This is a genomic window from Bacillus sp. NMCN1, from assembly GCF_002998085.1.
In the GTDB taxonomy this organism is placed as follows: domain Bacteria; phylum Bacillota; class Bacilli; order Bacillales; family Bacillaceae; genus Bacillus.
Map to the genome: position 1 here is coordinate 320,626 of NZ_PVQL01000002.1, position 21,797 is coordinate 342,422.

Below are 21,797 nucleotides of genomic sequence, written 5' to 3' on the forward strand. Positions count from 1 at the left end.
CGGATGAAAGTTTTAATCACCGGTGCAGGCGGGCAACTAGGGAAAGAATTGAGCAGACAGCTCAAGGAAAAAGACAAAACCGTCATAGCCTTAACGAGGAGTATGCTCAATATCGCAGACCAGCAAGCAGTCAGACACGCGATGAGACACTTTCTGCCTGATATTGTTGTCAGTGCAGCAGCATATACATCTGTTGATCAATGTGAAACAGAAACGGAAAAGGCGTATCTTGTCAATGGCATTGGCGCCTACTATACAGCGCTGGAAGCAAAGAACATAGGGGCTGATGTGTTACATGTCAGTACAGATTATGTGTTTGATGGGCAAGCAAACAGCCCTTACCAAGTCGATGCACCAGCAGATCCTCAAACCATTTATGGAAAAAGTAAAAAGCTTGGTGAGGAATTGATTCATCTCGTGTCAGACGAAATGAAAATCATCCGTACATCGTGGCTATACGGACATGAGGGACATAACTTTGTGAATACCATTCTTCGGCTCGCAGAAACAAAGGGTCATTTGCGCATCGTGAACGATCAAGTAGGATCACCTACTTATACAAAGGATGTCGCAGAGGCAATCATTCATTTGTTTGATCAAAAAGCAGGTATTTATCATGTCAGTAACCGAGACAGCTGTTCCTGGTTTGACTTTGCGTCAGAAATTGTCGCGAAAAGCGGCCTGTCTACGACCATTGAGCCAATTTCCACGGAAGAGTACGGCTTCCAAACGCCTCGTCCAGCCTATTCAGTGTTAGACCTTCAAGCGATTGAAGCCACAGGCTGGCAGCCAAGACATTGGAAGGATGCACTTCACGAATATTTGCAGAAAGAAGGGAGATGGCATCAGCATGATTGATGGTGTACAAACGAAAAAACTCATGAAACATTGTGATGATCGCGGCTTTTTTGCAGAGCTCATTCGAGATGATGAGCCAATGTTGAAACGCTTTGGGCAGGCATCGTGGTCGAAAAGCTTTCCAGGAGTGATTAAAGCCTTTCATTATCATGAAAAGCAAGACGACGTTTGGTTTTTCCCAGCAGGTCATGCCCAAGTCGTTTTATACGATTTACGTGAGGATTCTCCTACAAATGGTCAAACCGACGTGTATTATATGGGAGAAGACAATCCAATGCTGCTCCTCATCCCAAAGGGTGTCGCACATGGATACCGAGTACTAGGCGAGACGCCACTGCAAATTGTGTATTTCACGACAGAATCGTATGACCCGAAAAACCCAGATGAAAAGAGAATCGCTTGGAATGACGAGACGATCGGATTTGATTGGGAAACGACATTTAAATAAAGAACAGAGGCCTTTCGCAGGAGAAAGGTCTTTTTTTGTTGAAATACATTCAATATGTGTCATTTTATGTATTTTTACTAAGTTGAGTAGAAAAGGGATGTGGATGAGTTTGTCTAAAAGAATTGCATTTGTAACAGGGGCAAGTACAGGGATTGGAAAGGCAATCGCCATAAAACTTGCCGCCCAGGACCATGTAAAGGTCATCATCAATTCTAGAAATCAATCCTCACTAGAAGATGCGCAGCAGTACATTGGGCGTATGGCAGAAACAAAGGAGCCGGTGTCTCTTTTCTGTGGCGATATGTCGCATGAAGGAGTGCGGGCTGAGGCCTTTGCGGCAATAGAAAAAGAGTTTGGCAGACTAGATGTGTTGATTAATAACATTCCAGGAGGGAAGCCAGATACTTTTGAATCATGTGAAAGTGAGCAGATGCTGGCAGCATTTTCTCAGAAAGCCATTGCGTACATTGATACGATGAAACGCGCGGCAGCGATGATGAAAAGACATGAATATGGGCGGATCATTCAAATTGTCGGAAACCTTTGGAAGGAACCTGGTGATCAAATGTTTACGAACAGTATGATGAATGCAGCGATTATCAATGCTAGTAAAAATGCAGCCACACAGCTTGCGCCTTCAGGGATCACAGTGAATTGCTTAAACCCAGGATTTATTGCTACAGATCGGTATGAACAATTTATCGGAAACATGATGGCTAAACAGGCATTATCACGGGAAGAAGCTGTACAGGCTGTTGCGTCAGGAATCCCGATGCAAAGAGTAGGTTCAGCGAGTGAAATGGCTTCATTGGCCGCTTTTATCGCATCAGAGGAAGCCTCCTATCTCACCGGACAGCAAATATCTGTCGATGGTGGTTCGATGAAAAGTATATAAATATGAAAAACCCGCTATATGCGGGTTTTTTGATGAAAGCGAATCGGCAGTATGTGGAGCCGGTCGATAAAAAGGGCAAGCTGTTCAATTGGAGCCACCATTGAGATGCGGACATGACGTCTTCCTTGTGCTCCAAACACACTCCCAGGCGTCACGACGACATCTGCATGCTCGAGTAAATAGTCGGCAAATGCATGAGAATCCTCAAAATCACCAGGGATCGGCGCCCACAAATAAAAGGCGCCGGCTGGACGTTCAATGGTCCATCCAAGCTGCTTCTCCGCTTGGCGGATGAAGAAATTCATTCGTTCAAGGTAGACTTCTTTCAATGATTGAATATGACAGTCATCACTTTGTAAGGCGGTGGTGGCGGCTTGCTGAAATCCGCCATACATACTGACAAACACATGATCCTGGAAGGCGTTTATGGCATGAATGATGTCCTCATTCCCTACAGCAAAAGCGACTCTCCACCCTGCCATATTAAATGTTTTGGATAAAGAATATAATTCCACGCCTACGCTTTTTCCAAGAGGAGTCTTTAGAAAGCTCACTGGTTTTTGCTCATAATGAAAGGAACCATACGCAAAATCATGAATCACATGCAGATCGTGAGCAGACGCAAATTCTGCAGCCTCTTCAAAAAATGCTTCATTTGCCACAGCACCTGTAGGGTTATTCGGATAATTTAAGAAAAGAACCTTTGCCTTTTTTAACACGTCTGGATCAATTGAAGAGAAATTCGGCAAATAGCCATTTTTCTCTTCAAGTCGGATGCAGTATGGCTTTGCGTCCGCCATCAAGATACCTGAATGATATTCTGGGTATCCCGGATCGGGGACGAGGGCAATGTCCCCTGGATCAAGCAGGCACTGACTCATCACATAAAGGCCTGTTTTTCCCCCGTTGAAAAGGGCAATCTCCTTCTGCGGGTCAACCTCAATGCCGAATTCCTTTCTGTAGAAATCTGCAATGGCTTGCTTGAAAAAGTCAAAACCTCTAAAAGGTGCATATTGCTGAAATTGCAAAGTGCCTGCAGCCTCTTGAAGGGCACTCACAATATGTGCAGGAGTAGGAAGATCGGGATTTCCCTGACCAAGGTTCACAATGTTCGCTCCGTTTTGTGTTTTATGCGCAATTTTCTCAAATACGGTTCCAAATTTTTGTTCTGGCAGTCGTTCAATCATGTTAGATGGTAAGATCTTCACCACGATACCCTCTCTTTCTATCCCTTCACTAATTCATCCATTAACTGAATGGCTGCCTGCTTCTGAATGTTGCGGATGGATGCGGCAACATCTTGTGAAGACGAGCCTTTTAATTCAAAAGACACGATGCCATTAAATGCTTCAAATAAAGATAGATCCACAAAGGTTCCTTTAGGTGGGACGGATTCACTGATGATGACAGTATCTCCAACTAAAGTGTCCTGCGGAATATGCACATGATCAATGGTGATGTGTGTGACCTCAGGTGGAATGTGTCCGCTCTCTTTGAAATGCTGAGGGTATAAATGACAGTCTGCTAAATAATGCGTATGTCCAGAAAGCAGTTCTTTTGGCAGATCAGCCTGTTTTCCATCGACTAATACATCAATGAGCAGCTTAGCCATATCCACCCCAAAGACCTTTTTGATATTCGGAATCATATTCCAGCCAGCAAATCTAGCTGCTGATTCGATCAGTCCGGTTTCTCGATTTTTCATGAGCTTGATCTCTGTATGAGTGGCACAGTTTTCAAGACCTAGCCCTTCATTTGCCTTCTTTGCTGCCTCAATAATGATTTGCTGGGCTTCATTGTCTAGGATCGACGGAGTGATATGAGCCGTTTCTGTAAAACCGATTTGAGGGGTCTTATCATGAATGACAAAAGGGAGATATTCACCCTCGACAACTAACCCTTCTACACTGACATAATCAGAATAGCCGTCATCTTGATACCAATCCTCGTAAGCGCCCTCTAAGTACGTTTCAGCGACAAACGGTGCTTCATACGTCACAGCGTTTGGAACGGGAATGGTTTGCAAATAGGATTGTACGTTTAAAAAGAGATCATCACTGCCGGCTCGGTCATGAAAAAGGGTCACGCCAATGGAGCTTGCTAAATATGTAGGCTTTAAAATAAGCGGTGTCCCAATATACTCAATGGCTTGCTGAAAATCAGCTAAAGTTGTGACAGGCTGAGTTTTTACTGCTTTGACCCCAGCCGCGTTGAATGCAGCCCTCATTTGACTTTTATCACGTGCTAATTCAGCTGCCTTTACCCCAGCGCCGCGCAGTCCAAGTCGCTCAGCGGCTTTTGCCATTGGTGCAATGAATAATTCATTATTGGTGGTGATCGCTTCCGCTTTGAAAAAGGAAGTCACGCGAACTAGGTCGTCCACCACCTCTTCCTCGGATTTCAGATAATCATCATGTGCCCAGTAAATCGAATCTGGGTGTTCAAAAGAAGGGTTTGTGTCAAAATAATCTCGATCTTTGATGACCGCAATGGAGTATTTTTCGATTAGCTCAGCGTGTCCCTTTGTAATGGCAAAGGGTCTCGGGATATAAGAAACGATATGATAAGATGCCGCCACGCTTTCGTAAAACATATGGGGCGGGCATCCTCCTAAGTCAGCAATGACAAGTACGGTTTTTTTACTCAATGAAAGCACTCCTTTTTATCTAGCGGTGTAACCACCATCTGCTGTGACAACACTTCCAGTCATATAACTGGATAGATCAGATGCGAGAAACAGCATCACGCCCGCAATTTCTTCAGGTTTTCCGAGACGAAGTAATGGGTTCACCTTTGCTTTTTCCATTTTGACAACCTCAAGACTTTCTGAATGATTGTCTAAAAAGGATTTTTCATTTAATGGCGTATCAATAATGCCTGGGGCGATGCAATTCACCCTGATTTGATGAGCGGCATAGTCGATCGCCATAGATTTGGTCAGCTGGATGACACCGCCCTTTGTGGCGTTATAGGCAGGAATGTCAGGCCAGCCGACAAGACCACCGACAGATCCAGTATTAATAATACTTCCGCTTTTCTTTTCAAGCATATGCGGCAAAGTATGCTTACACATGAGAAATACACCTGTCAGGTTGACCTGTACAATGTGGTTCCAATCCTCCAGTGTCATCTCGTGAATGGGGGAGACAATTTCAATGCCTGCATTGTTAATCAACACATCGATTGTCCCAAACCGATTCAGCACGGACTGAACGGTTTTTTGACAGTCAGATTCATTCGTAATATCTGTTTTGAAAAACGTAAGATGCTCGTGCGACAATGATTCGACAAGTTGTTTGCCGCTCTGTTCATTGATGTCAGCCACTGCTACTTTTGCTCCGTGCTCAAGGAAAAGCTTGACTGCGGCAAGCCCAATCCCCGATGCACCTCCTGTAATCAGGACGACTTTTCCGTCGAGGTTCATTTCTTCACCTTAGACGCTTTTGGCTTCAATCGATTATAGCGGGGAGGGAAGAAGAGATTAATAGACTTAGATGCTTCCGGCTTTGGATTTATCGCACCGTGATCTTCCTTTGGATCACAGAAGTAGGTAGTGCCAAATTCCATTTTCTCTGTAAAGCCTTCAATGGTCATATCGTAACCCCCACTGATGCAAATGCCGATTTGCTCATTGCGGTGTTTATGAAAAGGCATTTCTCCGCCATTTCCAGGAATGTTGGCAATCATGAGCTCCATCCAATCCTCAACAAAAAAGGTCACTTCCATGCCAGGGAGTAAATCCCGTGTTTTGAAAATGTCTAAGAAATAAGTAGGAGGAGCCGTATATTCCTCGCCATCTTTTAATCTCTTAATATCAATAGCAATCACTTCTTCATCTGTCAGGTTCGATGCGCTGTGAGGGACAAAAGGTGGTGCGATATACGCTGATTCTAAAGGGGTGAGCAATTGGGTCGATGGGCCGACCGTCATTTGAAGCTCGCCTTTTAATACGATGCCGATTTGTGCTTCTGGATGCTCGTGAGGTTTTATGATCGTGTGAGGAGGGACGTATGAAATTAACACTTCCGTATCGCCTCTCACCGTGGAATATTGTGTGACACCATTCTCCCATTCTACTTTTTTGGCTTGAGGAAAATATCGTTCTTGCGTCTTTTGTTCAGTTTGCATATTAGATCTCTCCTTTTCCGAATATGGACCAGCTCATAGGGATGCTTTTAAACGTTCGAATGAAGGTGAGGCCGTATGTGGCTCTGGCCACCTCATTGGTTAAAGCGAAATCAAATTCGCCGTCTCTTACTTTTTGTGCGGCAGTACTTGTAGAATTGACCAGCTCAAATTCAGCATTTTGATGAATGAAATATTGAATCAAATTGACAGGTGCAGGGTGAGAGACAATTTTTAAATGGTGGAGCATTTGTTCATGAAATGGGAAATCTGGTCTGACAGCCAAGCCATACATGGGCGTGTCACATCTGAAAATTTGTAAAAGCTGCAGGTCAGGTCTCATGTAGAAGTGTTTGATTCCTTCGTATGCGTGTGGAACGAGAGTGTATTGGAGTGCGTTAGAGAGAGTATGTTCAATGCAAGTTTCGAATGTGTCGTAAAGGGATAGTTTCGTATGGGTGCCGAGTATAGTGGTGGAATGAGAGATGAAATGTTTTGCTGCATATTCACTGCTTGTCCCCTCAGGGCCTAGTGTATTGACTGTAAACATCTTAGGTGAAACGATGGGCTCTTCTTTGAAATGAAAAACATCATTCTTTAAGATCATGTTTACCATCCAATCTTTTTCAAATTTTTACTAGATTATAAAAAATTAAATTGTTAATTGTCAACAAAATTTATAAAAAATGTATTTTATGATGATATTAAAAATTGATCTAAAAAACTGCACATACCGAGATGTGCAGTGAAATGAGCTTACGTTTCAAATGTGTTTTTATGTTTCTGCTGTAAGGTTCGTTCACGTTTATAGCTGGCGAAGCTAATGAAAAAACCAACAAGCGTAATGAGTGCACATACTAGCCCTACCGTATGATAGCCGAAATGAACATAGACAGGTCCCATAAGAGCGGAACCGAGCATAACGGCAAGATTGGACGCAAGGCTGTAAAAAGCCATCACTTTGCCTCGGTGGGTTTGGGAGCAGTCGCTTAGGACAGTGCTCAAAAGCGTGACAGATAAACTTTGCATGGCACCCCAAATAAATAGGGCAAAAATCAGCAATGTCCATGAGAAAGGTGCATAAGGAAGTAAGGCGAGAACGAGCGTAATGCCGCCCATCACAAAGAAAAGAGAACGTGTTTTGCCAAACCAGTCTGCTAATTTCCCTGTAAAAACACTCATGGAAAAGCCGACGCCGTAAGCCATGATCAGCAGCCCTGCGGTCGATTGCCCTCCAGAAAACAGACTTTGCAAATAAGCTCCTAAGAACGAGTACATGCCATAAAATCCTAGCATATTACAAAATGTCACGGTCAAATAGGCGGGGACACGATCAATTTTCAAAGCTCCCCATAAAGAGCCAGTTTTCTCCCTAGCTTGAGGTGTTCCTGTATTCGCTGTGGCGGTTTGTTTGCGTGATTCAAGGATGACGAGCAGCAGGACAATGAGACTCATGATGGCGAAGATCCAAAAGGTCCAGCGCCAGTTTAAACTCTGGCCGATGAAGGCGCCAATTGGTACACCAAGGACAAGAGAAAGAGACCAGCTCGACACAATGAGCCCCATCACTTTGCCTCGATATTCATAAGGGACCCGGTCGCCCACTAGAGCATAGGCTGTTGGCACAAATACACCGGTCGCCAGCCCAGAAATGGCACGGCCGGCAAAAAACATCGCCAAATTCGGAGCAGCCGCACACATCACGGTGCCAATCAAAAAGAAAGAAAGCCCAATGATCAAACACAGTTCCCTTGAATACCGGTCCCCTAAAGGAACAAGCAGCGGGGCTCCAACCAGCACAGCTAACCCATAAATGCTGATGGAAAGAGCGAGAATATCAAGAGAGTGCTGAAAGGAGTTTGATAAATCAGGCAGCAGTGGTGAAATCACCAGTTCTTCCGATCCCGCCGCAAAGACGCCAAGTGTGAGTGCGATGGCAAGTGTGATGGGAAATGTTTTAGAAGCCTTGCTGTCTAAAGATTCTTTCATCAGGTGATCCCTCCATACTTGCTTTTTCATTCAATTCCGTTAAAATAAATTCTACCATTATTTAGTTTTATTTTACATTTCGAATCATAAGTATTATCATAAAATACTTTTCAAATGGAACGATTTTTGGATAGGAGAGGTGCGAATGAAAATCACCGATGTTGATGTGCATATTTTAAATGAATTGAAAGAAGATGCCCGCTTGTCTATGAGGGAATTGTCCAAACGAGTCAATTTATCCGCACCTGCGGTAGCAGAAAGAGTGCGTAAATTAGAGGATGCAGGAATTATCGAAGGGTACTCGGTTCAGGTCAACTATAAAAAATTAGGGCTTATGATTGACTGCCTGCTGGAAGTCACAGTGTTAAACGGGGAGTATCAGCGTTTTGTGACATTTATGAATCAGCATCCACGTGCCTTTTTTGCTTATCGAGTGGCAGGGCAGTCTTGCTTTTTCATAAAGCTGTCAGTCGCTTCTCTTGAAGAAATTGAAGCCTTTATTCAAGAAGTGTCTGGATTTACAAAAACCGTATCTCATATCGTCTTGTCTGAGCACTCCTTTTCCCATCCAGTACAGGAACGTGTGAAACAAATAGAAGAGCCAGAAATGACCGTGATGAAATAAAAAAGGACCTGACTCAGGTCCTTTTTGTTCGTCTGTCTGACTGATAGCTCATGATCGTAATGATGAGTCCAATGAAAGTTACAGCTGCAGCAAATAACGGTACAAGCTGTAAATGTGTAAGCTGGATGGCAAGGCCGCCCAGAGCAGCACCGCCGGCATTCCCGATATTAAAGGCAGAATGGCTGAGCGTTGATGCGAGTGTCGGTGCTTCGTGTGCCATGTTCATCGTGCGGTATTGCAAGGTAGGAACAAGAATAAATGAAATAATTCCCCACACAAAAATGGTCAGCACAGCAGGCACTTTGAATTCGGAAGTGATTGTAAACAATAACAGGACAGCCATCAGCAGGATCAGGGATACGATAATACTCGGCATCAGCTTCCAGTCGGCAAGCTTTCCGCCAACTAAATTCCCGATGGTGACCCCAAGTCCGAAGAGAACAAGGATGAGCGTCACCCCATTTTCCTGAAAACCAGTCACTTGCAGCAGGATCGGGCTGATATACGTAAAGGCGGTAAACACACCTGCAAAACCAAAGATCGTCATTGCAAAGGAGACGAGTACTTGTGGTTTTTTCAAAACAGATACTTCATTTCGAATATCCAGTACTTCTTCCTTCGATTGATTGGGTACTAAGCTGATAATACCGATTAAGGAAATGAGCCCAATGACAGCAATGACGAGAAACGACATTCGCCAGCCAAATTGATTTCCAATGAAGGTACCGAACGGCACACCCAGTACATTGGCGACCGTCAGTCCTGTAAACATGAAGCTGATTGCACTTGCACTTTTCTCCTTGGGCACAAGCCGTGCAGCCATGATCGCCCCGACCCCAAAGAAGGTCCCGTGAGCAAATGATGTCAAAATACGTGCAGCCATTAATAGGCCATAAGAGGTTGATACAGCAGCAACAGCATTTCCTGCCACGAACAGAATCATTAATAAAATGAGAAGACGTTTCCTCGACATTTTTCCAGTCGATAACGTTAAAATAGGTCCGCCAACTGCCACACCAAGTGCATATCCAGTAATCAGCTGCCCTGAAGCAGAGATAGATACATGAAGGTCGTTAGCAACGTTTGGCAAAAGTCCCATAATGACAAATTCAGTCATGCCAATCGAAAACGCACCGAGCGTTAAAGCAAAGATAGCGATGGGGAAATTTTTCATGATGTGATCACCTTTCTAAAAAAATACATAAAAAGGCTTCGGAAAGATCCGAAGCCATAAGAGTTTATCATACATGAAAATAAGACGCCAGCTGCTCGTTTGCTAATCGGTTTCCGACAAAGAAGGAACCAAATTCGCCGTAGCGTGCACTGACTTCATCAAAGCGCATTTCATAAACCAATTTTTTAAATTGAAGCACATCATCAGAGAAAAGGGTAACGCCCCACTCATAATCATCAAAACCGACAGAGCCTGTAATGATCTGCTTTACTTTTCCAGCATAGCTTCGGCCAATTAAGCCGTGGCTTCTCATGAGGGATTTACGCTCATCCATGGAGAGCATGTACCAGTTGTCATTGCCAGAACGTCTTTTATCCATTGGATAGAAGCACACGTATTGAGAAGAAGGAAGCTCTGGGTATAGACGCGCACGTACATGAGGGTTCTCGTAAGGATCTCCGCCATCTCCGCCTCCTGCTAAGTAGTTGCTGAGCTCAACAACTGAAACGTACGAATAAGCTGGGATCGTAAACTCTGCTAGTCGTGTCTTGTTGAATTCAAGTTCAATTTCACCCAGTTCTTCCATGGTTGGACGCAAAATCATGAGCATAATATCTGCTTTTTGGCCGACAATACTATAGATTGTTTGGCTTCCAGCTTTATCATGCTCAGCTGTTTTCCATTTTTCTAATAGACCTGTGAACTCATGAAGAATCGCTTGGCGCTCATCACTTGTCAGCAGCTTCCAAGCTGTCCAGTCAAAGGTTCTAAAATCATGCAATGCATACCAGCCGTCTAGTGTTTGAGCTGCTTCATTGGTTGTATGTTGTTCGCTCATTTATTTCACTCCTATTTACAGTTTTCCATCTGTTCCAACTATAACATAGTTTGTCCACATGGAGATGTGATCAAAACTTGAACGACAAAAACAGCTTTTATGGAAATTGGTTAAATTAGTTTGAAAAATAAGAATTTAATTTGTAAGCGCTATAATGTAAGTTGGTAGTTTGAATTTATGTAGAAGAAGAGTATGCTTAAAAGAGAACGCTTTTTTTGTAAAATCAAGGAGGGTATATAAGTGGCAGATATTTTTTCAACAGTTCAGGAAAAGGTTGCAGGTAAAGGAGTAAAGATCGTTTTTCCTGAGGGAATGGACGAACGCATTCTAACAGCCGTTCAAAAACTAGCAGATGGCAAAGTATTGCAGCCAATTGTTGTAGGTAAAAAACAAGAAGTTGAAGCAAAAGCAAAAGAATTAGGTCTTACACTTGATGGTGTCGACGTGTATGATCCTCATACATATGAAGGTTTTGAAGAGCTTGTACAAGCTTTCGTAGAAAGACGTAAAGGCAAAGCAACAGAAGAGCAAGCAAGAAAAGCATTACTAGATGAAAACTACTTCGGTACAATGCTTGTGTACAAAGGTCTTGCAGACGGACTTGTAAGCGGCGCAGCACATTCAACTGCTGACACAGTGCGCCCAGCACTTCAAATCATTAAAACAAAAGAAGGCGTAAAGAAAACATCTGGCGTCTTCATCATGGCTCGCGGCGAAGAGCAATATGTGTTTGCTGATTGTGCAATCAACATTGCACCAGACAGCCAAGATCTAGCTGAAATTGCGATCGAAAGTGCAAACACAGCCAAAATGTTCGACATCGAACCACGTGTGGCAATGCTTAGCTTCTCTACTAAAGGCTCAGCAAAATCAGACGAAACAGAAAAAGTTTCTGAAGCAGTTCGCATTGCAAAAGAAAAGGCACCTGAGCTTGTACTTGATGGAGAATTCCAATTCGATGCAGCTTTCGTTCCTTCAGTAGCAGCGAAAAAAGCGCCAGATTCCGTCATCAAAGGTGATGCAAGCGTATTTGTTTTCCCTAGCCTCGAAGCTGGAAACATCGGCTACAAAATTGCACAGCGCTTAGGTAACTTTGAAGCTGTAGGTCCAATCCTGCAAGGCTTAAACCAGCCAGTAAACGATCTTTCAAGAGGCTGTAATGCCGAAGACGTTTACAACCTTGCGCTGATTACAGCAGCTCAAGCACTTTAATATGTTGATCAAAAAAGCTAGTTTCGTTTTTACACGAAACTAGCTTTTTTTGTGCGTGAGAAATAGGTATAAAAACCCAATACGTACGATTCATTTTTTGTTGAATTCGTTTTCAATCATATGCCTCTTGTGCTAGGAAATGGTAACATAACGGAGGACTATTTAAGGAATAGAGGTGTTTGACGATGTCTGGAGCCATCATCGGTTATACAACAGCCTTGTATTCGTTAAAGGCAGACATATCCATAAAAAAAGAACAAATCATAGAACTCAACATGTGTCGAAAAGAAATAAAAGAAGCAAAATCGGCTCTGGAAGATGCTGGTAAGAAAATCACTCATCCAGATCTGACATCACATACATGGTTTGGCAGTCTTGCAGATACGTTTGATGACATTCGAGACGAGATGGCATCCGCCAGTCAAGAGATAAAAGGTGTACAGCTGACCAATCTAGTGAATCGAATTGATGAGAAAATCAGTGACCTAAAATCCGAAATCCATTCGTTAGAACATGAGATCCATTCCGTTGAAAGAAAAATAGAGAAAGAAAAGCAGAAACAATTGGAAGAAAAAAGAGGGAAGTCACATGAGTAGAGAAATCAAAATAGATGCCAGTGAAATCAAACGAGTCTTATATCATGCAAAACAATCAGGCACTCAAATGAATGCTGCACTTCCAACAACCATTAAAGGGAGAAACCAGCTTCTGGCAGCAGACACATTAGAAAAAATCAATCAACAGTTGAACGAATTAAGTACATCCTACATAGGCATTCTTCAGAAACAGCTTGTACAAACAGAACAAGCGGTGAACACCATGATTGAAACGGACAAGGCGCTTGCCTCCAGCAGTAAAAGAAAATAAAGGAGAACGCAATGAAAACCCTTGACGCCTTTGCGCTAATAAACGGAATTGACCAAACGCTGAATACATTAAAGCAGCAATCGCAACAAATCAGTTCCATAGAAAAACAAATCGATCAAATTATCTCACTCGATGGCGCACTAAAGGGAGAGGCAGGACAAGCCATCCGCTCCTTTTATACAGAATGTCATATTCCCTTCCTGCAATTCTTTCAGGTCATCATTGAGGAATACAGTGCTACGCTGAAAAACACAAAACAGGCGCTTCATGCACTGGAATCAAATCAGCACGGCTTTATCTCACAATCATTTATTGAACACGACCTTGATCAAGGACTCAAAAAAGCTGAGCGCACGATATCTGAGATTGTAACGGATGTAAACCACGCTATTGGCAGAATTGGTCATATTGTTCATTTACCAAATATAGACGAATCAGCTTTTCAGCAAAACTATCAAAAAGCATGGCTCGAGACCTCAAGAACCGTTGGTCTGCTTCATGCATTTGACAGAGAGCAAACAATTGCTTTACATGAAACCAAAAGCTCCCTTCAAACAATGAAGCAATACATAAACACCTTAAGTACCATGTTCACCGGCCCAAAAATCGACATCACCACCTATCAAAAAGGGGCTATTTTCAAAGATGGAAAAGAAGAAAAAGTAAGCAGTACCATCAGTGGATTAAATGACAAAATAGACAACCCAAAAGACAATCCGATGATGCTCATGCTGAAGAAGCTGAGAGAGAAAAAACAAGCGCATGTGGAGACGGTTGTTCACGAAAAGCCGTCTAGTAAAATCAATCAAACGACCGTGACCTTAAATGGAAAAGTATATGATATAAATGAGTACAAAAAGATCAACTTCAAAAATGCCAAAACGGTTGAGATCATGCGAGACGGAATGCTGTATCGGTTACGAATATCTGAAAAGAACAAAGTAACAATTGAGAGCGTTAAACCGATGTCAGATGTAAAAACAGGCGATCACCCCCAAAACATCTTAAATACAGCGGTAGAATTTACAGGAATAAATGACGCCATTCGAGCGATTACAGGAAGAGATCCTGTAACAGGTGATAAAGTTGATGATATGGATCGTTTGGTATCCGGAGTGTACATGGTTCTAGGCGCCAACATTGTTAAAGTGGGGAAATATGTTTTTAAAATTATTAAAGGGGAGAAAGTAGCTAAGAGGGTTGAGAAGAGTGCTAAAGGTGCGAGGAATGGGGCTAAAGATTTTGAAAAATCATTAGTAAAATTGCCTCCAGCAGAGCGCGTCGCAGCTGTAAAAATAAAAGTAAAAGAAGTTGCTAAAAGTAATGGCTTAATAAAAGATTCAAAATTAAGTAAGATTAATAGTAGGGATGTATATAAAGACCCTAAAACTGGAGATTTATATTCAGTAGATACACAGCATGGTCGTTTTGAAAAAACAAATAACAAGGGGAAGCATCAAGGAGAGGTTGATTTTGATTTTAAACAAACTAAACCTGCTGATGCATCTGGTGGTCATAATTTAAAAATTAAGTAGAGAGGATGTAATAAAATGATTAAGAATGATTGGATATCTGTTCAGGAAGTTGAGGACGATACTCGAATTTGGGCTGGAACCATAGTCAGAGTTTTTAAGGAGGAATTAAATAAGGACAAAATAGAAGGTAATTTCTATGATTACATCGTTTCTTTTATTTATGATAACAATGAATATTTACAATTAACCTGTCTAACTCAAGGGGAGGGTGGAAATATTGTTTGTATATTGCAAACAGAACCAGATTCTAATTATTCATTAGGTAAGGAATTGAAAAGAATGATGGATGATGGTACAAACTCTGTTTTTGTGAAATTTTCACCTGAATGTATTGTTAAATAAACCTCTAATATGAGTTGGACAGACCAGATTCTTTTCAAAATAAATGAGAATAAGTTATAGAAAAGGTGAGTTTACAGAGATGTCGCTCATCTTTTTTCTATCTAAGTTAGTTTTATGATGGCACAATACAAATCGATAAAGTGATTGGATATTTTGAAGGAACTGATACAGAAAAAATCAAATCCGCAGCTGCGGAAACGCCAAACGCATATTAGACGATGAAGTCGTCTCAACCACCGAAAACATCATCCTAGAATACAGTGGCATCTACGATGGCTATCGAGCCGTCACCGGCAAAGATCCCGAAACCAGCCAAAATATCAGCAGCACAGACCAAGCCCTGTCCGCAGCCTCTATTATCCCAATCACGAAAATAGTGAAGGTTGGGAAATATGTTTTTAAGATGGATCAAGGGAAGAATGCGGTGAAAAGGGTTGAGAAGGCAGCTAAGGTAAGGATATAAAGAACCTGCATTCAGCCTTTGCGGATCGTGCAAAATTAGAAGGGCATTTTGATATAAACACGGAAAAGAGTTCTCAGGACTATATAAAAATGCTAACGAGTACCTTGAAGGTGCAAAAGCGGTCATTAATAGCGGCATCAAGGTCAAGTATCAATATAAAGGTGAAATAAGGACAGGGTATGTCAAATTTATGGGGAATAATAAAAATGGTAGGGCTAAGTTTGAATTTGTAGGTACAAATAATAAAAATGAAATTACAACTTACCATACCCAAAGTGGTAAAAAGATATGGAAAACAATTAATGGAGAAAATATTCCAGTCATCAATCCATCAGATTAGAGAGTGGGGGTTTATTATGGTATACGACTGTTTTGTTAAAAGACTCGATCCTCAGATTGAGGAGGAAACAACCATTGAGATTAATGGAATAGAATTTACAGGATTTGCTGATATTTGTCCGTATGAAATTGAAGTGAGAAAAAGTTATCCAGTATCAATAGGGTTTACTATATTAGACGAGTTGATTATCCATGAAATGCCGATAGAGAAGAAAGAGATAGAACGCATTGATTCGGGATATGAATATTATTTAAGAGGTTTGCTAAAAGAGGATAAAATTGATGCAGGCATAATCTTCACTGACGAAGATGAGTATTTCATCGACTTTCCTGAATTAATGAATAAAACTGTTGAAATAAAAGTCGATAGAATTAGCATAGAATTTTTAAAAACAGAAACACTCTAATGGTAGAATCAAAATAATATCATTTTTAAATATGTATAGAAGGAATACAGATCAGAAAACACAAAAAAATAGAATTGGCTATTAATTATCAGTGTTCTTCTAGTCATTGGGACAGCATATATGAGAGGAATTTACCTCCCAAAGGGATGCTGTTTATCAAGGCTTTCTTATTGATTAGTCCTGCATGCATATCATGTTTTTGAAGTTCTATTCTTAGGTTTTATGTTTAAATTATAGGAGGCTCTCAAACATGATCAATTCCCCTCAAAACCCAAACAATCACCTGAACGAACCAGCAAGTAATCTACACATTAAAGAAGTGGAACCCCAATTAAACATGGTGCTGCCTCATGCCTATAAGACCTTACTCAAACAGACAAATGGAAGTTCCATTGGAGGCGATGTCCTACTATACGGGACGGGGGATATAGCGGAACGCAATGCAACGTGGGAAGTCTATCGGTATGCAAGCGGCTATATAGCGATTGGCGACGGGCGAATATTTCTCATGCGTCAGGCCGAAGAGGAGAAAAAGGTGTGGATTGTGGGTGCTGGTAAAAGCAAATCATCCAACTGAAACGCTCTGTGACACCAAATGTCATGGAGTTTTTTTGATGATATCACTCCGGATTCTCCCTCCATTCATCCCATGTTATAATAAACACAGTTTATGAACGAGAGGATATGCAGGACATGAAAAATGAACCTATTGAGTTACTGACACAGCCGAAATGGCGAATCATAGATCAATCGAGCCTGGGTCTTTACGTAGATCCGAAGCAATCCTTTGCCATGGATGATACGCTTTGTGTGTCGGTCGGGAAGGGTCTATCACCAGCGACAGCGCGTTCTTGGGTACATCACAATACGATTGTGCTTGGGATTCAGGATACAAGACTTCCCTTTCTGCAAGATGGCGTGAAACTGCTTCAGGAAGAGGGCTATCGCGTCATTGTACGCAATTCAGGCGGCCTTGCTGTGGTGCTGGATGAAGGTGTCTTGAATGTGTCATTAATCTTTGCAGAACAAAAGAAGGGCATTGATATTGACCGCGGGTATGATGCGATGGTGGCATTGGTACGCCGGATGCTGTCGATGTATGAGGTGGACATTGAAGCCTATGAAATTGTCGGCTCTTATTGTCCGGGCAGTTACGATTTAAGCATCAATGGAAAGAAATTTGCAGGCATTTCTCAGCGTAGATTACGCGGTGGAGTCGCTGTGCAAATTTATTTGTGTGCAGATGGAAGCGGGCGGGAACGTGCCGACTTGATCCGCCGTTTTTATAACGCCGCCTTAAAGAACAAACGAGAAGAAGTGAAAGCCGTGTTTCCTGATATACAGCCTGATACGATGGCGTCTTTATCAGAATTAACTGGTGAACCAATTGATTGTGCGCTCCTCATGCGTTCTTTACTAGAAGAGCTTCAAACGCTCAGTGATCAGCTGACAGCATCAGGACTGAACGCAGAAGAACAGCTTGAATTTGAAAAAAACATGACGCGGATGATTGAGCGGAATGAAAAGGTGTTTTCGTAAACATCAGTCTTTTAATCTTGAAAAGCATAGAGGTGAAGTGATGGAAACAAAGCTTGAGAAAGCCATTGAACTTCGAAAAAGTGGACACCTTCAAGAATCAAATGAATGCTCACTCATCTTGTAGAGGAGTATCCAGACGATGCCTCTATTCATTATCAATGTGCCTGGAGTTATGATTTGTTAGGAGAGGAAAGGCAAGCTGTCTTTTTTTATGAAAAGGCCATCGAGTTAGGGTTGTCTTTAGAGGAACTGGAAGATGCTTTACTAGGATTAGGAAGTACATACAGAACCTTAGGAGAATATGAAAAGTCCAAGCAGATATTCCTAAAAGGGATAGAAGTTTATCCGGATAACAAAGCCATTCAAACGTTCTATGCCATGACTTTGTATAATTTGAAAGAACATAAGAAAGCGATGAAAACATTACTGAACTGTTTAACTGAAACGACAAAAGATCCTGCTATTTTGAGTTATCGAAAAGCTATTGATTTTTATTCAAATCAGTTAGACACATTGTGGAAATAATATGTTGATTTGGTTACTCAAATAGATACGGAGGGGCAATGTAATGGAAGAATCCCCTCCTTTGTTATGAAATTTTATATGTGATAGTCATTTATGGCGTAAGAAAGAAGGTAAATTTGTTGTCATTATTCACCACGTATTACCCGCTGTTTATGCTTTGTGTTTTATCAGTGCTGTATGTGATGTATCGTATTCAGCCGTTGGCCTCTACTGTTAAAAAAATCATCATTGTGCTCTGTGTGTTAACAAATGCCGCCTATATTTGCTGGCGTCTCTTCTTTACTCTCCCGCATGAAGGTACATTTAATATTGTGATGGGCATCTTGCTTGTTGCCTGCGAATGCATTGGATTTTTACAGCTGCTTGTGTTTTATACACTTGTTTGGAAGCCTTCAAATCGGAAACAAGTCATGATCAGTGATCTTGACAGGCTGCCAACAGTTGATATTTTCATAGCTACATATAATGAACCAATTGAAGTGCTGAAGCGTACTGTTGCAGGTTGTGTGAATCTCTCTTATCCAAAAGGCAGCGTACACATTTATTTATGTGATGATGGCAAGAGGGAGTCTGTAGAGCAGCTTGCTTCTGAGTTTGGTGTTCATTATCTGACAAGAACAGATAACAAGTTTGCTAAGGCGGGTAATTTAAACCATGCGATGTCTCAAACGAATGGGGAGCTGATTCTCACACTTGATGCAGATATGGTCCCCCTTCCTTCATTTTTAGAAAAGACAGTACCTTACTTTCATGATGGGGCGACTGCGTTTGTTCAAGTTCCACAAGCGTTTTATAACGAAGATCCTTTCCAATATAATATGTTCTCGAAGGATCGAATTCCAAATGAGCAGGACTTCTTCATGCAAACCCTCCAAGCTGGGAAGGATCGGTTTAATGCTGTGATGTATGTCGGTAGTAATACTGTATTTAGAAGAACGGCCTTAGATGACATTGGCGGATTTGCTACTGGTGTGATTACAGAAGACATGGCGACAGGAATGCTTCTCCAAGGGAAGTTCAAATCTGTGTCTGTCGGAGAAGTATTAGCCGTCGGTCTGGCACCTGAAAGCTGGCTTGATCTGTTAAAGCAGAGAGATCGGTGGTCGAGAGGGAACATTCAGTGCGCCCGTAAGTTTAATCCTTTGAAGGTTCGCGGGTTAACGCTTATGCAGCGAGTTCTTTATTTAGATGGCATTGTGTATTGGTTTAACGGTTTGTTTAAAATGATTTACATTCTCACACCGATTTTGTTTTTATTGTTTGGTATTCAAAGTTTCTGGGCAGATTTTCAGTCCATTTTCATGTTTTGGCTGCCGGCGTTCTTCAGTTCGTATTTAGCGTTTAAACTAGTGTCGAATCAAAAAAGAAGCATGTTTTGGAGTCATATTTATGAAAGCTCTATGGCATTCCACCTAGCTGGTGTGGCTTTAAGTGAGCTGTTTTTGAAAAAGAGAGTTGAATTTCTTGTCACACCGAAGGGAATTCAAACGGACAAAAGACATTTTCATTTGAAAACGATGATTCCCCATTTGATCTTTTTACTGCTCTCATTGCTTGTCCTAGTGAAAATAGGATACGATGTGAAGGTAAATGGGACGATGAATGCTGATCTCATGCTCATTAATATATTTTGGGTTATTTATAACGGTGCAGGTCTATTTATGGCACTGCTTGTGGCGTTTGACCGTCCGCGTTATCGGAAATCAGAGCGATTTATCATTGAAAAAGAGGGGCAGCTTCATTCTGATCATCAAAATCAGTCTATTGCTTGTTCTCTACTAGATATGAGTGATTCAGGTGCGCGTCTATCCATTCCATTGGATCAAGCTTCTACTCTTTATCAAGGACAAACGCAATTATTCTTTACAGAGGATGAAAGTGTGGCGTGTAAAGTGGTATGGAGCTATCCGGAGGGAGACCAGCTGATGGTTGGTGTAGCTTTTACTGACACACAAAAATCAGAGTATCTATCATTGATCCGCTTCTTATTCACACGAGAGCATGTCGCAATAACGGATCGTGAGAAAAAATCCTATGCTGTTCGGACGTTGATCCGCTTTGTAAGAAAAACGAAGAAAGTGCCAAAGGCTATACGGCGCAAATGGGTGAGAAGACCTTTGAAAGGTGTGACAGGCACGTTGTCATATGAGGGCCGGTTAGAAGAGAAGGTGCCGATGGTCATACATGATATTAGTTTATCTGGGTGTAAAATCGAATCTGAAGCTTCAATTGAATTAAATGAGAAAGTGCTGATCACCATTGACGCAGAATCTCTGACAGATCAGCCGGCGATTGCCGTCTGGACCTCACAAAGGCGCGGCCGCACAATTGTCGGACTCAAGTTTATTCAGCCTGAAATCAAGCAGATAGAAGAAAGAGAGGGAGTGGTTTCTTGAAATCCAAAAACGGCGGTTATCTCTATTTACTATGGCTTCCTGTCATCATGGGAGCCGGCTACGGCATTTCACTTGTAGTGCCGTTTCTTCAGCCTGTACTGACACTTGGCATCGCAGGTCTTTATCTTTTTATATTTGGTGATTTTCAGGTGAGACAAGTCAAGTATATTTTTATGTTTGTCTTTTTAATTAATGTCCTTTTTAGTGTGATGCTATTTTTGGGCATTTAAAAAAGTGCTTCCCGCAGATGGGGAGCACTTTTTGTTATTCTGCCATTTTTTCGAGGTTGCCGTTCCGGTCCATTTTAAAGGTTGGAGCGGCAGTGTCGTCCTCTTCAAACAAAACTAGTTTTCTTGCACGGTTCATGATTTTGACGAGTGTTTCATAATCTTCTTGAATGGTGAGCTGATCCTTTTCAAGCTTTTTCACTTCCGCTTCTAGCTGTGTGACTTTATGTGAAAGTTCGTTGTTTTCTCGTTTTAACCGGCTGTTTTCCATGCGTAAGGCAGACGATTGCTGTCCATCGCCTTCATAGCGGCGCAAGAAATCAATGACATCTTCGATGGTTAAATCCTGTTGCTGCCTAAATGGGTTGGCTTCTGGCTTTTTCTCTGCGACATGAGAAGCCTGTGACAATAAATGTGATAAACTAGCTAACTCTTCATTGTAGCTTTGGTCTACAAACTGGAGCTGCTCGGCTGTTTCAGATGCTGGTGCAAACGTTTCTTCCTGCGCTGGTTCTAGCTCCTGTGAGAATTCCTCTTGCGTGACTGTTTCTTCTACTTGCGGCTGATAAAGTAATCGTTTCTTTGCAGGCTGGCCATTGCCAAGTGCACGCATCCGTTGTTTTCGCTGTTTTTTGGCAAGTGCTAACGCTTTTTCATATTGATGCCTCACAACAGCATTCCATCTAAAACCGCATGCCGCTGAGGTACGGTTCAGCTTGTCTCCTACTTCTTCAAACGCATTCAGCTGTGTACTGCCCTCTCTGACGTGACGTAAGACGGTTTCTGCCAAAAGGAGATCATCTTCCTCTGACCAAGCATCTTGTCTTTGTTTTGACATGTTTAAACCCCCATATGATTTGATGGTATTAGATTAGCCAAGTTCAAGAAGGTTTATACAAGTTTGCTAAAAGGATAGTAAAAAATACTAGCTTTATGTGAGTAAGTATCTTCAGTTACATGCGTCTTGCAAGTCCAGCCGCTTCGATGTACAAT

Annotated in this window: 23 protein-coding genes and 2 pseudogenes; 16 read left to right on the top strand and 9 right to left on the bottom strand. The window is 41.9% G+C overall.

Going from position 1 to position 21,797, the window contains the following annotated elements; genetic code table 11:
* Positions 1-3: 3 nt before the first annotated feature.
* The 3 genes from rfbD to C6W21_RS11455 all read left to right on the top strand — a co-directional run bounded on the left by rfbD (position 4) and on the right by C6W21_RS11455 (position 2,201).
* Positions 4-858, top strand: a complete 855-nt coding sequence (gene rfbD, locus C6W21_RS11445) for a dTDP-4-dehydrorhamnose reductase (protein ID WP_106056319.1) — start codon at positions 4-6, stop codon at positions 856-858.
* Positions 851-1,306 carry a dTDP-4-dehydrorhamnose 3,5-epimerase family protein gene (locus C6W21_RS11450; RefSeq protein ID WP_106050476.1) on the top strand — a complete coding sequence of 152 codons (456 nt, stop codon included), beginning with the start codon at positions 851-853 and terminating at the stop codon, positions 1,304-1,306. The genes rfbD and C6W21_RS11450 overlap by 8 nt, the downstream gene beginning before the upstream one ends.
* Before the next feature lie 103 nt (positions 1,307-1,409).
* On the top strand, positions 1,410-2,201 hold the full coding sequence (locus C6W21_RS11455; protein ID WP_317615078.1) for an SDR family oxidoreductase: 792 nt from the start codon (positions 1,410-1,412) through the stop codon (positions 2,199-2,201).
* 14 nt (positions 2,202-2,215) lie between these two features.
* Here C6W21_RS11455 and C6W21_RS11460 read toward each other — a convergent pair whose 3' ends face one another.
* The 6 genes from C6W21_RS11460 to C6W21_RS11485 all read right to left on the bottom strand — a co-directional run bounded on the left by C6W21_RS11460 (position 2,216) and on the right by C6W21_RS11485 (position 8,315).
* Positions 2,216-3,409, bottom strand: coding sequence for an aminotransferase class I/II-fold pyridoxal phosphate-dependent enzyme (locus C6W21_RS11460; protein WP_189318199.1), 1,194 nt, complete (start codon positions 3,407-3,409; stop codon positions 2,216-2,218).
* Positions 3,410-3,426: 17 nt separating this feature from the next.
* Entirely contained in the window at positions 3,427-4,848 is a 1,422-nt protein-coding gene (gene bacD / locus C6W21_RS11465; protein ID WP_106050479.1) for an alanine--anticapsin ligase, read from the bottom strand.
* A 15-nt stretch (positions 4,849-4,863) separates the two neighbouring features.
* Positions 4,864-5,625: a glucose 1-dehydrogenase gene (locus C6W21_RS11470; protein WP_106050480.1), complete on the bottom strand. Its 762-nt coding sequence runs from the start codon at positions 5,623-5,625 to the stop codon at positions 4,864-4,866.
* A complete protein-coding gene (gene bacB / locus C6W21_RS11475; protein ID WP_106050481.1) occupies positions 5,622-6,329 on the bottom strand; it encodes a 3-((4R)-4-hydroxycyclohexa-1,5-dien-1-yl)-2-oxopropanoate isomerase in 708 nt (235 codons plus the stop codon). The genes C6W21_RS11470 and bacB overlap by 4 nt, the downstream gene beginning before the upstream one ends.
* Before the next feature lies 1 nt (position 6,330).
* Positions 6,331-6,933: a type 2 periplasmic-binding domain-containing protein gene (locus tag C6W21_RS11480; RefSeq protein WP_106050482.1), complete on the bottom strand. Its 603-nt coding sequence runs from the start codon at positions 6,931-6,933 to the stop codon at positions 6,331-6,333.
* A gap of 149 nt (positions 6,934-7,082) precedes the next feature.
* Complete coding sequence (locus tag C6W21_RS11485; RefSeq protein WP_106050483.1) at positions 7,083-8,315, bottom strand: MFS transporter; 1,233 nt, start codon at positions 8,313-8,315, stop codon at positions 7,083-7,085.
* A 145-nt stretch (positions 8,316-8,460) separates the two neighbouring features.
* Here C6W21_RS11485 and C6W21_RS11490 point away from each other — a divergent pair, with 145 nt between their 5' ends.
* Complete coding sequence (locus C6W21_RS11490) at positions 8,461-8,940, top strand: Lrp/AsnC family transcriptional regulator (protein WP_106050484.1); 480 nt, start codon at positions 8,461-8,463, stop codon at positions 8,938-8,940.
* Positions 8,941-8,953: 13 nt separating this feature from the next.
* On the opposite strand, the gene C6W21_RS11495 is transcribed toward C6W21_RS11490, so the two are convergent.
* Entirely contained in the window at positions 8,954-10,114 is a 1,161-nt protein-coding gene (locus tag C6W21_RS11495) for an MFS transporter (RefSeq protein WP_106050485.1), read from the bottom strand.
* 67 nt (positions 10,115-10,181) lie between these two features.
* Positions 10,182-10,952, bottom strand: a complete 771-nt coding sequence (gene hemQ / locus C6W21_RS11500; protein WP_003215092.1) for a hydrogen peroxide-dependent heme synthase — start codon at positions 10,950-10,952, stop codon at positions 10,182-10,184.
* Positions 10,953-11,192: 240 nt separating this feature from the next.
* On the opposite strand from hemQ, the gene pta reads away from it, so the two are divergent.
* From pta to C6W21_RS11560, 12 genes and pseudogenes are all read left to right on the top strand, one after another.
* A complete protein-coding gene (pta, locus tag C6W21_RS11505) occupies positions 11,193-12,164 on the top strand; it encodes a phosphate acetyltransferase (protein WP_024423792.1) in 972 nt (323 codons plus the stop codon).
* Positions 12,165-12,349: 185 nt separating this feature from the next.
* Entirely contained in the window at positions 12,350-12,760 is a 411-nt protein-coding gene (locus C6W21_RS11510) for a YwqH-like family protein (RefSeq protein WP_106050486.1), read from the top strand.
* Complete coding sequence (locus tag C6W21_RS11515) at positions 12,753-13,031, top strand: YwqI/YxiC family protein (RefSeq protein WP_106050487.1); 279 nt, start codon at positions 12,753-12,755, stop codon at positions 13,029-13,031. The genes C6W21_RS11510 and C6W21_RS11515 overlap by 8 nt, the downstream gene beginning before the upstream one ends.
* An 11-nt stretch (positions 13,032-13,042) precedes the next feature.
* Entirely contained in the window at positions 13,043-14,566 is a 1,524-nt protein-coding gene (locus C6W21_RS11520) for a T7SS effector LXG polymorphic toxin (protein WP_106050488.1), read from the top strand.
* A gap of 15 nt (positions 14,567-14,581) precedes the next feature.
* The gene (locus tag C6W21_RS11525) at positions 14,582-14,908 is read left to right on the top strand and encodes a hypothetical protein (protein WP_106050489.1); all 327 of its coding nucleotides are present in this window, start codon (positions 14,582-14,584) and stop codon (positions 14,906-14,908) included.
* A gap of 184 nt (positions 14,909-15,092) precedes the next feature.
* A pseudogene (locus C6W21_RS19460) lies at positions 15,093-15,711 on the top strand (pre-toxin TG domain-containing protein); the annotation flags it as partial.
* A 16-nt stretch (positions 15,712-15,727) separates the two neighbouring features.
* Positions 15,728-16,117 (top strand): hypothetical protein, encoded by a 390-nt coding sequence (locus C6W21_RS11535; protein WP_106050490.1) that lies wholly within the window; start codon positions 15,728-15,730, stop codon positions 16,115-16,117.
* Positions 16,118-16,367: 250 nt separating this feature from the next.
* Entirely contained in the window at positions 16,368-16,694 is a 327-nt protein-coding gene (locus C6W21_RS11540; protein ID WP_106050491.1) for an SMI1/KNR4 family protein, read from the top strand.
* 116 nt (positions 16,695-16,810) lie between these two features.
* Positions 16,811-17,656: an octanoyl-[GcvH]:protein N-octanoyltransferase gene (lipL, locus tag C6W21_RS11545; protein ID WP_106050492.1), complete on the top strand. Its 846-nt coding sequence runs from the start codon at positions 16,811-16,813 to the stop codon at positions 17,654-17,656.
* 40 nt (positions 17,657-17,696) lie between these two features.
* Positions 17,697-18,181 (top strand): annotated as a pseudogene (locus tag C6W21_RS11550) (tetratricopeptide repeat protein).
* A 119-nt stretch (positions 18,182-18,300) separates the two neighbouring features.
* Positions 18,301-20,577 (top strand): glycosyltransferase, encoded by a 2,277-nt coding sequence (locus tag C6W21_RS11555; protein ID WP_106050493.1) that lies wholly within the window; start codon positions 18,301-18,303, stop codon positions 20,575-20,577.
* Entirely contained in the window at positions 20,574-20,807 is a 234-nt protein-coding gene (locus C6W21_RS11560) for a DUF5970 family protein (protein WP_106050494.1), read from the top strand. The genes C6W21_RS11555 and C6W21_RS11560 overlap by 4 nt, the downstream gene beginning before the upstream one ends.
* 34 nt (positions 20,808-20,841) lie before the next feature.
* Here the strand turns inward: C6W21_RS11560 and C6W21_RS11565 are convergent, their stop codons facing one another.
* Positions 20,842-21,642, bottom strand: a complete 801-nt coding sequence (locus C6W21_RS11565) for an RsfA family transcriptional regulator (RefSeq protein ID WP_106050495.1) — start codon at positions 21,640-21,642, stop codon at positions 20,842-20,844.
* Positions 21,643-21,797: the final 155 nt, after the last annotated feature.

Coding starts and splice junctions, on each gene's coding strand:
- rfbD (WP_106056319.1), top strand. CDS start 4: ATGAAAGTTTTAATCACCGGTGCAGGCGGGCAACTAGGGAAAGAATTG.
- C6W21_RS11450 (WP_106050476.1), top strand. CDS start 851: ATGATTGATGGTGTACAAACGAAAAAACTCATGAAACATTGTGATGAT.
- C6W21_RS11455 (WP_317615078.1), top strand. CDS start 1,410: ATGAGTTTGTCTAAAAGAATTGCATTTGTAACAGGGGCAAGTACAGGG.
- C6W21_RS11470 (WP_106050480.1), bottom strand. CDS start 5,625: ATGAACCTCGACGGAAAAGTCGTCCTGATTACAGGAGGTGCATCGGGG.
- bacB (WP_106050481.1), bottom strand. CDS start 6,329: ATGCAAACTGAACAAAAGACGCAAGAACGATATTTTCCTCAAGCCAAA.
- C6W21_RS11480 (WP_106050482.1), bottom strand. CDS start 6,933: ATGATCTTAAAGAATGATGTTTTTCATTTCAAAGAAGAGCCCATCGTT.
- C6W21_RS11485 (WP_106050483.1), bottom strand. CDS start 8,315: ATGAAAGAATCTTTAGACAGCAAGGCTTCTAAAACATTTCCCATCACA.
- C6W21_RS11490 (WP_106050484.1), top strand. CDS start 8,461: ATGAAAATCACCGATGTTGATGTGCATATTTTAAATGAATTGAAAGAA.
- C6W21_RS11495 (WP_106050485.1), bottom strand. CDS start 10,114: ATGAAAAATTTCCCCATCGCTATCTTTGCTTTAACGCTCGGTGCGTTT.
- hemQ (WP_003215092.1), bottom strand. CDS start 10,952: ATGAGCGAACAACATACAACCAATGAAGCAGCTCAAACACTAGACGGC.
- C6W21_RS11510 (WP_106050486.1), top strand. CDS start 12,350: ATGTCTGGAGCCATCATCGGTTATACAACAGCCTTGTATTCGTTAAAG.
- C6W21_RS11515 (WP_106050487.1), top strand. CDS start 12,753: ATGAGTAGAGAAATCAAAATAGATGCCAGTGAAATCAAACGAGTCTTA.
- C6W21_RS11520 (WP_106050488.1), top strand. CDS start 13,043: ATGAAAACCCTTGACGCCTTTGCGCTAATAAACGGAATTGACCAAACG.
- C6W21_RS11525 (WP_106050489.1), top strand. CDS start 14,582: ATGATTAAGAATGATTGGATATCTGTTCAGGAAGTTGAGGACGATACT.
- C6W21_RS11535 (WP_106050490.1), top strand. CDS start 15,728: ATGGTATACGACTGTTTTGTTAAAAGACTCGATCCTCAGATTGAGGAG.
- C6W21_RS11540 (WP_106050491.1), top strand. CDS start 16,368: ATGATCAATTCCCCTCAAAACCCAAACAATCACCTGAACGAACCAGCA.
- lipL (WP_106050492.1), top strand. CDS start 16,811: ATGAAAAATGAACCTATTGAGTTACTGACACAGCCGAAATGGCGAATC.
- C6W21_RS11565 (WP_106050495.1), bottom strand. CDS start 21,642: ATGTCAAAACAAAGACAAGATGCTTGGTCAGAGGAAGATGATCTCCTT.